The organism is Streptomyces umbrinus, assembly GCF_030817415.1.
GTDB classification, from domain to species: domain Bacteria; phylum Actinomycetota; class Actinomycetes; order Streptomycetales; family Streptomycetaceae; genus Streptomyces; species Streptomyces umbrinus_A.
Map to the genome: position 1 here is coordinate 12,282,552 of NZ_JAUSZI010000002.1, position 10,432 is coordinate 12,292,983.

Sequence of the window (10,432 nt, forward strand, 5' to 3'; positions counted from 1 at the left end):
CAGCGTGCGCGTAGTCGCCAGCGGAGACTGGCCGTGGCAGCCGGTCCCAGCTCTGCTCTGGCCGGGTGGCTGGCGGTGGGGGTCACTGGTATCCGTGTGTGTGCTGGCTCAGGCGTACGTCCGCCGTGGCGGCGGGAGCGCGCTGGTTGAGGAATTCGCCGACACGGGCCTGCTGAGCGGCAGCGGTGGCGGTGAGCTCGTCGAGTGGCAGAGCCCCGGCGGTGACCCGGGCGGCGTGCTCCAGAGCGGCGACTTTCCCAGGACGTGCGTAGTCGGCGAACGCCTCGTCCAGGTGCGGGCCGGTGATCCTGACGGGCCCGATGCGGCGGCCGCTGATGGTGAGGGACATGTAGTGCTCGAACCGGTCGAGTACGGCCACTTCGTCCGCGCTCGGCTTGTCTCCCCATTCCGCGGTGATCGGAGCGATCGCGGATCTGGATCCTGCCGTGGAGGCCAGGGTGGATGCGTTCTGCGTCAAGGACATCCGCACCGGGGCGGGCAGACGGCCCAGCAACTGGGTCATTCCGTGCACCGTGACCCTGTACTTGCGGAAGTCTTCGAACATCGACGCGATCGTCTCCGGAGCAGCTCCGGTCAGGGTGATCAGTTCGTCGAAGTACAGGCGGAAGGGCCGCCGTTGCTCCTCGGGCGTGTCCCGCCGTGAGCGCACCGCCCGCAGCAGGTCCCTCGCGATGAGCGCGGTCAGTAGCCGGTCGGTGGGCCCGTTCCCGGCCGGGCACACCCACACCACCAGCCCGTTGTCCATGGCGGCCCGGCTGTTGTAGACGCCGACTGGCTGGCCGAGAAAGGCGCGGGTGACTGGGTTGGCGGCCAGCCGGGCGAGCGGGTTGAGGACGACCCCGAACGCGTCCGGGGGGAACGTCGGGAACACCGTCCGCCACCATGACCGCGTCTCCGCGTCCAGCCGGTCCGCCACGGCGGCCAGCGCCGCTGCCCGGAAGCCGGGGTCGGAGAGCAGTGACCGCACGTGGAAGATGGTGGTCTGGTCTTCGCGTCGGTCGGCCTGGCAGGCGGCCTGGTTGATGGCGACCAGCACGGCCAGGGACGATGTGAGGATGGTCAGCGCGCGGGGAGCGGCGGCATCGTCCCAGCCGAGGATGGAGGCGAAGGCGTCGGTGACCGCCTCGACGATGTCGTGCGGAGCCTGCCCGTGGTGCATGGCGATCGGATTCCATGAGCTCAACTTGGGGGAGGGGCCTGCTGCGTTGAGGTCGATCAGCGCGATCTTCTGCATCAGGTGGTCGTGTGCGAGGAACGTCGCGGCGCGTGGCCAGGAGTCGCGGTGTGGGTCGACGAACATCAGCCCGCCGCCGGCGTGTGCCCACGCGATCGCCTGCGCCAGAGCACGTTCCGTCTTGCCGCCCCCGGCCTTGCCGACTCCGCACTCGAACAGCGTCTCGGCCGTGTGGGTGGCGACCAGACGCCTCCGGCCGTCGGGGCCCCGGTAGATGCCCTGCAGGAGCAGCTCAGGATTCCCGAACTCGAAGGTCGGCAGGTCTCCGGCGAGCAGTGGAAGCCGGCAGTGGACGGTGGGCGGTTTGAGTAGCCCGAGTAGTTCGTCCAGTCGTACCCAGTTCGCGCGGGGCGGCTGGCATTGCCCCAGCTCCCAGCGCCGCTCGAAGCTGCGCCGGGTGGGCCAGTGATCGGCACCGAACCGCCACGGGCCCAGCCGGAATCCGCGCATGGCCCACCGTGAGCGGCCGCCGAACACATCAACCCCGGCTTGGAGTTGGGCGAGGCGGGCCTGAGGACGGCCTTCGATGTTGGACGCGCACATCACGAGCAGCTGCACACGGACGAGGTGGTCGTCGTGGGCGAGCTTGCCGAGCGCCTCGGACGGTTCCACCCGGCGTGGCACCGGGGGCATCACCAGCCGCCGCCCGGCTGATCCGTCCTTGCCGGTGACCAGGGCCTGCAGGTTCCAGGCCAACGAGTCCTCCATTCCGGTGGCGTCCTGGCGCACCCAGCGCGCCGCGCGCTGGGTCTCCCGGCGCTCCTGGCGGCGTGCGGCGCTCATGAGCTGCAGACGGCGAGCGCGCAATACCCACTTGGGGGCGCGCTGGATGGCGAGGCGGATCTCGGCGAGGTCGCCCAGTTCGGCGCGCAGGTCGGACACAGCGTCGACCAGGGGCTGCAGCGGGTCGGGCTCCAGCGGCACCTCCCGCAGGGGAGAGTTGAGCTTGCCGCGCAGGATGAACTCCGCCCGCACCACGTGGTCGCGTGGCTTGTCCACGATCGGACGGACCCGGTCGACGGTGATGTTCGGCCCGAACGGGGTGATGGACAGAAGCCGTTCACCGCCCGCGGGGCCCTCGATGCGGTAGCGCAGTGGGCTGGAGCCGTCCGCGCGCAGCCTGATCTGCACCGTCTTCGACCGGCGCGGCGCCCACCACGGCATGCTCACCGAGGCCCGCGCCAGCTGCACCCCGCGGCGGAAGATCTCCTCGATGCTCGGGTCGAAGTGCCGGGTGGGGGTGAGCTCCAGGGCCATCCGCTCGGCATGGGCCCGTTGCGCGAGGCGACGCATCACCATCTCGCCCACGCCGTAGGTCACTGCGATGACCAGGGCGAGCAGGTACCAGTGTTCGTAGAGCCAGCCAGCGGCGTTGACCAGGCCGGTGAGCAGGCCGAATACCTGCCCGGGCGCCGTCTCATCGGCCCGGTCGGTCACATACGGGGCTGCCAAGTCCACGAGGCCCCTCCCTTCTTGTTCGAAGTCGTGCGGGTGAAGTACAGGTCGGTGATACGGCCGTCGGTGTAGGTGCCACCGCGGTCGGTGCCCGCCCACACCAGGTGCACCACCGCCTGGTCGTCGGCGTCGTCGCGGCGGGCGATGACGGCCTGGACGCGAAAGCGGGCCGTGGCGAACGCCGGCGCGATCGCCTGCTCCGGGTTGCCGAAGAGCGCGGGCCACTTGGTGCGGCCGATCCCGGTGGCGTCCGCTCGCAGCAGGCCGCGCCCGGCCGTGAGCAGCTGCCGCTCGTCCCCAGTGGCAAGGTCCGCGGGCCAAGAGGCCTCCAGGGCCTGCTGGATGGCCCGATCGCCGGCCACTCCTTCGCCATGCGGCGGCAGCGCCGGCGCGATCGCCGACCCGGTCGGCGTAGCAGCCGTCGTTGTCGACGGCCCTGGGCCGCTGGCCGCAGAGTTCTCGCCGGTGGAAGGTGGTGAAGGGCGGACCGCCGGGGACGCCGCCGGGGGAGGAGTCCCGGAATCGGTGGCGGTGCTGGACCTGTTCGGCAGCATCAGCAGGACCACACCGGCAACCGCCAGGACCAAGGCTGTGACCAGTAGCAGGCGAGGCGCGCGTGATGAGGGCGTCGTCATAGCAGCCTGGCCCCTCCGGCAAAACCCGACATCGCACTGACAGCGTCCAGCCGGACAACAGTGCCGGGGCGGGCGGCGTTGATCATCTGACCGCTTCCGACATAGATGCCGACGTGATAGATAGTCGAGTCGCGGCCCGGGGCATAGGCGTAGAAGACCAGGTCGCCGGGCTTGAGCGCGATGGTGCCGAGACGGGCGGGTATCCGCTGTCCGACGCCGGCCTGCGCGGCCGCGGTCCGCGGCAGGCGAATGCCGGCCTTGGCGTACGCGTAGGTGGTCAGCCCCGAGCAGTCGAAGCCCATGATGTTCGCGCCGCTCTTCCCGCTGGGCGAGCAGCAGATCCCCGTCGACTTGCCGTTCGCGTTGCCGCCGCCCCACGAGTACGGGACACCCCGCTGGGAGAGCGCGGCCTCGATGACCGTGCGGATCCTCCCGGTCACGTTCTTCAGGTTCGGGTCCTTGGCGGCCGCCGTGTACTGGTCGATCCACCCGAGCACGTTGGCGACGTACTCGCCTGAGTGGTTGTACTGGAAGATTGCTGCCTTGAGCTGGCCGCGTTTGGTCAGGTCGCGACCGTTGCCGCACAGGTAGATCGCGGCGCCGAGGGCGGCGTCGTCGGCGTTGTGCGGGTCGGCGGTTGTGTCCCCGCTCGCGTCCTTGCCGACGCCCTCCCAGGTGGAGGGCAGGAACTGGAAGGGGCCGACGGCACGCTCGCCGTTCGCGGTGCCGTCCCACTTGCCGCCATCCGTGTCCGGGAAGACCGTGGTGTTGCCGCCTGCCCCGGAGCCGTTGAGGAGCACTCCGTAGATCTTCGGGCGGATGTCACCGTCCGCCGTGATCTTCCGGCCCACAGCGTGGTTGGACTCGACCTTGGCTATCCCGGCCAGGATCGGCCAGCGCATGCCCCGACACTTCGGCACATGCCTGCCGACCTGCTGGACGGCCTTCTTGTAGGCGGTGAGCATGCGCGGCGGGAGGTCCGCGGCCGAGCCGCCTTCGGCGATTCCGCCGTCGTTGCTCGCGCCCGTCTGCAAGGCCACGAACGCGCCGATCGCGCCTGCGACGGGAGCCGCGCAGCACACGGCGGCGAACAGCAGCAGCGCGACCACGCATCCCCACCGCCGGATGCGGTGCCTGGGTGGCCTCACCCGTCCTCACCGTCCTCGGTCAGCCACCGCTGCCGCATTGCGCGCAGGCTTTCGGCTTGGCGCATCAACTCCCGCATCCGGGCCGGGTTGTCGGCGCCCGCTGATCCGTCCGCGCTTTCACCGCCGGGCGGCGGCGTCCGCTCCGGGCCGCCGCCTGCGAGGCGAGGGGACGACGTCGGGCCAGAGGGCGTTGCCCCGGTACCTCCAGCCGGTGGTGGCCCTGACGCGCTGGTGGACCTGGTCCGCCCGGGTACCGTAGCCGGGCGGGTGGGGGCCGCTGATGGCGCCGCGGGCAGGCGGCGGCCGGTGAACGGACCGGGCCCGCCACTGTCGTCCGTGTTCTCCCGCAGGACACGGGAGACGTGCCGTCCGGTGTCTGCCCAGGCCCGAACGTCCTCGCGGACCGTGTTGCCCCATACCCTCCGCTGCTGGCGGGCGTCTTGTCTGAGCTGCGAGCCACCCGACCGGGCCCGGCGGACGTTCTCCGGCAGCCCGACCATGGTCCCGTAGGCGGTGCGGCCACCCCGGTTGAGGATGCGGTAGCCGCGGAAGCGCACGAGGCGGTTGTGGGCGCGTGTGGACAGCAGGGTGCGGTCGGTGTTCTGGTCGTGAAGCACGGCCCCGGAGTTGCGGTCGACGATCTCGCCGTCGGCGTTGCGGTAGCGGTCGGGCGGCCCGCCGGGCCGACGCGGCCCCCCGCCTCCGGGACCGCCGCCTCCGGCGTCCGGCGGGCCGCCGGTGTTCGGGTCGCCTTCGGCGGTGGCCTTGCGCCACTTGGCCAACTGCTCCCGGTCCGGCCGACGGCCGATCAGCAGCCAGTGCGCGCCCTTCGCGCCGAGCCGGGCTCCCAGCCCGCCCACGGCTGCGGCCGCGGTGAGCGGGGCCAGCCCGCGGCCGGCTTCGGCGCCTGCATCGGCGAGCACCCCGCCGGTGTCCACCGGCATGCCCGCGCCGTCGGTCAAAGAGGTGAGCGCACCCATCAGCCGCTGGCGGGTGCCGAGCATCCCGTACCGGCCCCCACCGCCGCCGGTGAACACGCGCAGGCCGCCGCCGTATCCGCCCATCGCGGCGGGGGAGTTCATGGCGAGGGCGGCCCCGAGCTCGGAGGTGTCGCCGGGCAGGTGGGTGCCGCCGACCTTGGCGTAGCGCATCCGCATGGCCATGCGCCGGCCGAAGGAGGTGATGCCGGTCAGCAGCCTGCGATGCCCGGCCGCACCGGCGATGGCCAGCACATCGATCAGCAGGATCCGCTCCACCATCAGGTCGGGGCCTTCTGTGATGGTGGCGTCCACGGCGATGCCGAAGAACGGGATGAAGGCGCAGACCGCGACCAGAGCGAGGACGGCGATGCCCCACAGCGACAGCCATTTCCACACGCTTTGGCGCGCGGGCCCGGGCAGCATGCCGGCGACGAAGACGACCCCGCCTGCGGCGGCGGCGGCCGCGCAGATGCCCTGCGTGCCGAGCAGCACGATCGCGGAGGACAGCAGCATGCCGCAGATGAACAGTGCGCCGATCAGCAGCAGGACGGCGCCGCCGACCCGCCACCAGGTGGGCTTTGCGGCGTACTCAGCGCAGGCCTTGCCGACCGGTCCGGCCTTCTTCAGATCGGCGAGGAACGCGGCGAATTCCTGGTCCTCTTCGCTGACGACCGGGGCGACTGCGTCCAGCAGTTCGCCGCCGGGAGTCAACGACGGCAGACCGCCGTCGCCGTCGCGCTCACACTGCCTCTTGGCCTCGCCCTTGAGCAGCTTGCAGGTGTTGTCGTCGTTGTCGTTGTGGCGCTCGCAGTACGCCTTCCCTGGGCCGACGATCTTCTCGCAGGGGTCGTTCTTGTCCTCTTTCTCGGTGCCGGCCTTGTAGCCGCCGACGACCCACTTCAGGTGGATGGCGTAGGCCTTGCGGTCGGCAGTCTTGGCTGGGTCGAGGATGCGCCCGTACTGCAGCAGCATGTACGGCTTCACGATCAGTGCGTTGGTGATCGAGTCCTGGAGAGGGCGGGCGATGTCCGTGGAGGAGACGGGGGCTTCGTTCTCCCGTTCCTGGCACTTGATCTCCTGCATGCCGGCCATGCCGTCGCAGGGTCCGCGGCTGGCGAGTTTGCCGCCCCAGTCGTAGGAGTTGACGCTCTCCTTGGCGACCTCGGCGGCCACCTGCTGGGACTGCCCCAGCGGTCCGTCCTGGGTGAGCAGGTAGTCGGGCCGTACGAACGCGGATGCGGCGAGCGCCCCGATCAGCAGGGTCAGGAAGATTTCACCCAGACCGCGGCCGACGCGGCCGCGCACGATCATGAACCCGGCGAACACGAACGCCCAGGCGAGCAGGAGCCCCTTCAGCCCCAGCGTGTCGACGACCACGGTGTCGTAGGCGTCCGCGACCTTCTGTGCCGGAGCGGTGAGGATCTTCAGCAGCGGGAACCTCAAGGCGACCTCGATCGCCCACCCTGCCATGCCGACCAGCAGCCTGATGAGGGTGAACAGGCCGGACAGGGCGAAGGCGAGGGCCTGGGTCTTGAAGGCGACGATGGAGCCGCCTTCGGAGTTGAGTTCGTAGCCGTTGATCGGCACCCCCTCGGAGGAGGTGATGTTCAGCGGCGCGAGCAGGTCTCCGGTCTCGCTGTCGCTGCCCGCTGCGTGCACGACCTGGCTGTTCACCATCACGAAGACGCCGGTGAGCAGCCCGACGAAGCTGGCCGAGCGGAGGGTTGCGCGCTCTGGACGCCACATGTCAGCGCCGCCTTTGCCCGGCAGCGCTGTGGCGCCGCCACACCACGAGAGCAGCCACGCCCGCACCGGCCGGCAGCAGCCTCCACGCCGTACTGGAAATGCCGGGATGCCTGGCGGAGGCGGTCGTCGTGGTGTCCCGCTCGCAGTAGTCCTTGGCCGGGCCCACGATCAGGGCGCAGGGATCCGGGTCCGTCGGGCGGGCGTCAGTGGCGAAGGCTTGCCCTGTCTGTGGCCACCACGCCCCCGGGACACCCGCCCCGACGGTCAGGAGGAGCACGCCGAGGACAACCGCGGTCACAGTGAGGACACACGCGGCCGCGGCCAGGCGCCGGGAGCGGTCCCAGGAGGAACGGGTCATCAGATGAGTTCCTTCGGACGGGTCCTTGCGCTCGCGCCGTCCAGCGGCTCAGACCCTGACGAGGCAGCGCTTGTGCGGCGTCCGGGTGTGGTGGTGATGGACGTGGTGATGCGCTCGATGCGGGGGATGGAGACCTTGACCCGGCCGGTGTTCTGCCGAGGGCAGGTCAGCAGGAACTCGCCCTCCCGGCCCTTGCGGCCGACGGGGGACAGACCGGTGGTCACCAGCCGCAGCAGCTCCGAGTCGTTGGGGTCGAGCCCGACGAACTCCAGGCCACGGCGGGCGCGTTCGCGATCGGCGGTGCGGGCGAGCGCCCGGTAGGCCATCAGGCCCCGGTCGGGGCCGAGCTCCTCGGCATCGTGGGATCCGGCGAGGAGTCCGGCGCCGTGCTTGCGGCCGTCGTGGAGGATCTCGTGGACCAGCGCGGTGCCCTCGGCCGACGAGGTCAACCAGTACAGCTCGTCCGCGACGACCGCGGTGAACCGGGCGGGGTCCTCGAACGCGGTCTGCCGGGCGATCGCAGCGATCAGATACAGCACGGCGCGCCCGATCAGCGCCTCCAGCGGCTGCTGATGCAGGACCTCCGGATTGTTGAACGCCGCCTTCGGCGGCAGCTTCAGACCTGCCGTCGTGATCACGATCATGTCGGAGGTGCTGGAAGCGTCCAGCTGTACTGGCGGCAGCGTGGGGTCGAAGACCATGCGGGCCAGGGGATTGCTGGCCACGACCCGGATGAGGCCAGCGAGGGTGGCGGCCGCGTCCTGCCGCTTGCCCGCCTCCCGCGTGGCCATCTCCTCAAGGACCTGAAGCACGCGGTGCATGGACGGCTGCTCGCTGGCAGCGGCTTGCTCGACGGCGTGGTGCAGGACTTCGCCGCCTGTACTCATCGGGCCGATGCCAAGCTGCAGGGTGAGGTAGGACAGGGCGTAGTGGCGGCCTTCGGGGCCGTGGAACATCCGCAGCGGGTCGATGGACACCTCGGCCTTGGCGGCGTCGATGATCTGGACGCGGCCCTTGGCGGCGGTCCGGGCGAAGGTGGCCCACTCGCGTACGGGGGTGCGGTCGATACAGATCGCGCAGCCGCCGCGCGCCCACACCGCCTCCGCGATCAGCTTCTGCAGGACGCTCTTGCCCGCCCCCAAGTCCCCGACGATCCCCATCGACGCCGAAGCGTCCACCTTCGGAGCATCGGCGACGTTGATCATCACGGGACGAGTGGTGCCGCAGTCCAGGTCGAGGCCGAGGAACATCCCGTTGGGGTCGCCGACCTCGCCCACGGTGAAGGCCCCGCCCAGCGCCCAGTCCTCGGAGACCTGATGCTGGGTGAACTCCCGCACCACACCGGGCCGTACGGTGCCGGGCAGGCCGAGGGTGAACAGGGCTTCTTGCAGGCCGGCCGGGCGCACGGCCCGGTAGTCGGCGCCACCCAGCAGCGCGGCCAGGGCCCTGGCCCGGGCGTCGCAGACGGCGGCGGTCGGTCCCCACACCGTCAGCACGGTCACCGACTGCACCTCGACCTCGACCGAGGTGCGCGACAGGCGGGCGTCGAGCTCGCCCAAGTCGCGGGCGGCCTCGGACAAGGAGGCGGGCATGCCGGTGGGGCGGGCGTCGTACTGGTCGGCCTGGTCGATGAGCTCGTTTTTCTTGCGCCTCACCTGGTCGCGGGCCTTTTCCGCGGGCACCAGGGTGAGGTCGACGGTGTAGTCGACGGGGAAGTCGAGCGTCTCCAGCTGGGCGAACAGATCGGCGGCGTCCTGGCTGACCGCGGGCGGGCACTCCGCCAGCGCCAACTGCGCCTGGTAGCCCACCCCGGCATCGGATTCGACCTGCAGCCAGCGCCGCCCGAGCGGCGAGCCGGTGTTCAGCCGCCACCAGGCCTTGCGGCCCGACCGCGTGAGCCGGCCCGCGCTCTTGAGCTCGTCGACGTCGTCGAGTTCGGGGTCGATACCGCCTTCCTGTAGGCGGACCTGGCCGAGGTCGGCGTAGCTGGGGGAGCGCAGAACTCCGTCACGCAGGCGCCCGCCGTACAGGTCGCTGGTTTCGGCTTCGGCCAGCAGCGGCTCGGCAAGGCCGCGGTGCAGGGCGTGCTGGATCATCCACACGATCTCCGCCGGGCGGGCCGGGCGGAAGGCGATGCCGCCGGCGAGCGCGGCTTCCACCCGGGCGGCCTGTTCGCGGTAGGAGGTCACCTCGCGGCGCGCCACGGGCGCGGCCCGCATGCCCAGCACCGGAGAAAGCTCCGCCCACGCGGCCCCGAGGGATGCCGACATCTGCAGGCCGGCGGTCTCGGTCTGCAGTGGCACCGCCAGCCACAGGGTGCGGCGGTGCATCTCCTGACCGTCCAGCAGATCCAGCGTCGCCTCGACGTTCTCCACCCACGGGTGCGGCCCGTCATCCGGTGCGGTGTCGGCCGGCTCGATGTCTTCGATCATCTGCAGGGCGATCTCGCCGGGATCGACCTGTGCACACAGACCGAACAGCCGCGGCGCCCCGGACAGCGACCGCACCAAATGTGTGATCTTGGCAAGCTGTTCATCGCGGACCGCGGCGGGCACATAGGTGCCTTGGACGGTCTCCTCGGACTGCCCCCGCGCGTCCGGGCCCGGGTGGAGGCGGTAGAGGGACCACACGCTGCCCTGCGTCGACCACACCAGGTGTCCGGCGATATGACGGATCGGTACCTTCATCGCATACCCCCGCCGCGGTCGGCGTGCGTGAGCAGTTGCTGTACACCCGACACCGGCTCCACCGGCGCTGCGGGAGCAGCCGGCTGCGCACGGCGGCGCCTGGACGGCCGGCCCGCGGCCGGGTTCGGGCCCGGAACCCGGACGGCACGCCGGCGAGCTGCACGGGAC

The 10,432-nt window shown here is 71.1% G+C and carries 6 protein-coding genes; all 6 read right to left on the bottom strand.

The genetic code is table 11. The features are described 5' to 3' along the window. Nucleotides 1-82 precede the first annotated feature (82 nt). Nucleotides 83-2,713, bottom strand: coding sequence for an ATP/GTP-binding protein (locus tag QF035_RS55120; RefSeq protein ID WP_307530803.1), 2,631 nt, complete (start codon nucleotides 2,711-2,713; stop codon nucleotides 83-85). After that, nucleotides 2,689-3,072, bottom strand: a complete 384-nt coding sequence (locus QF035_RS55125; protein WP_307530805.1) for a hypothetical protein — start codon at nucleotides 3,070-3,072, stop codon at nucleotides 2,689-2,691. The genes QF035_RS55120 and QF035_RS55125 overlap by 25 nt, the downstream gene beginning before the upstream one ends. A 269-nt stretch (nucleotides 3,073-3,341) precedes the next feature. After that, nucleotides 3,342-4,493, bottom strand: a complete 1,152-nt coding sequence (locus QF035_RS55130; protein ID WP_307530807.1) for a C40 family peptidase — start codon at nucleotides 4,491-4,493, stop codon at nucleotides 3,342-3,344. Continuing rightward, nucleotides 4,490-7,219, bottom strand: coding sequence for a hypothetical protein (locus QF035_RS55135; RefSeq protein ID WP_307530808.1), 2,730 nt, complete (start codon nucleotides 7,217-7,219; stop codon nucleotides 4,490-4,492). Before QF035_RS55135 ends, QF035_RS55130 begins: the two co-directional genes overlap by 4 nt. Before the next feature lies 1 nt (nucleotide 7,220). Beyond that, nucleotides 7,221-7,577, bottom strand: coding sequence for a hypothetical protein (locus QF035_RS55140; RefSeq protein ID WP_307530810.1), 357 nt, complete (start codon nucleotides 7,575-7,577; stop codon nucleotides 7,221-7,223). Beyond that, nucleotides 7,577-10,264 carry an ATP-binding protein gene (locus QF035_RS55145; RefSeq protein ID WP_307530811.1) on the bottom strand — a complete coding sequence of 896 codons (2,688 nt, stop codon included), beginning with the start codon at nucleotides 10,262-10,264 and terminating at the stop codon, nucleotides 7,577-7,579. Before QF035_RS55145 ends, QF035_RS55140 begins: the two co-directional genes overlap by 1 nt. Nucleotides 10,265-10,432 lie beyond the last annotated feature (168 nt).

What these genes read in the sequence shown, in the direction of transcription:
- QF035_RS55135 (WP_307530808.1), bottom strand. Translation starts at nt 7,219, where the DNA reads ATGTGGCGTCCAGAGCGCGCAACCCTCCGCTCGGCCAGCTTCGTCGGG.
- QF035_RS55140 (WP_307530810.1), bottom strand. Translation starts at nt 7,577, where the DNA reads ATGACCCGTTCCTCCTGGGACCGCTCCCGGCGCCTGGCCGCGGCCGCG.
- QF035_RS55145 (WP_307530811.1), bottom strand. Translation starts at nt 10,264, where the DNA reads ATGAAGGTACCGATCCGTCATATCGCCGGACACCTGGTGTGGTCGACG.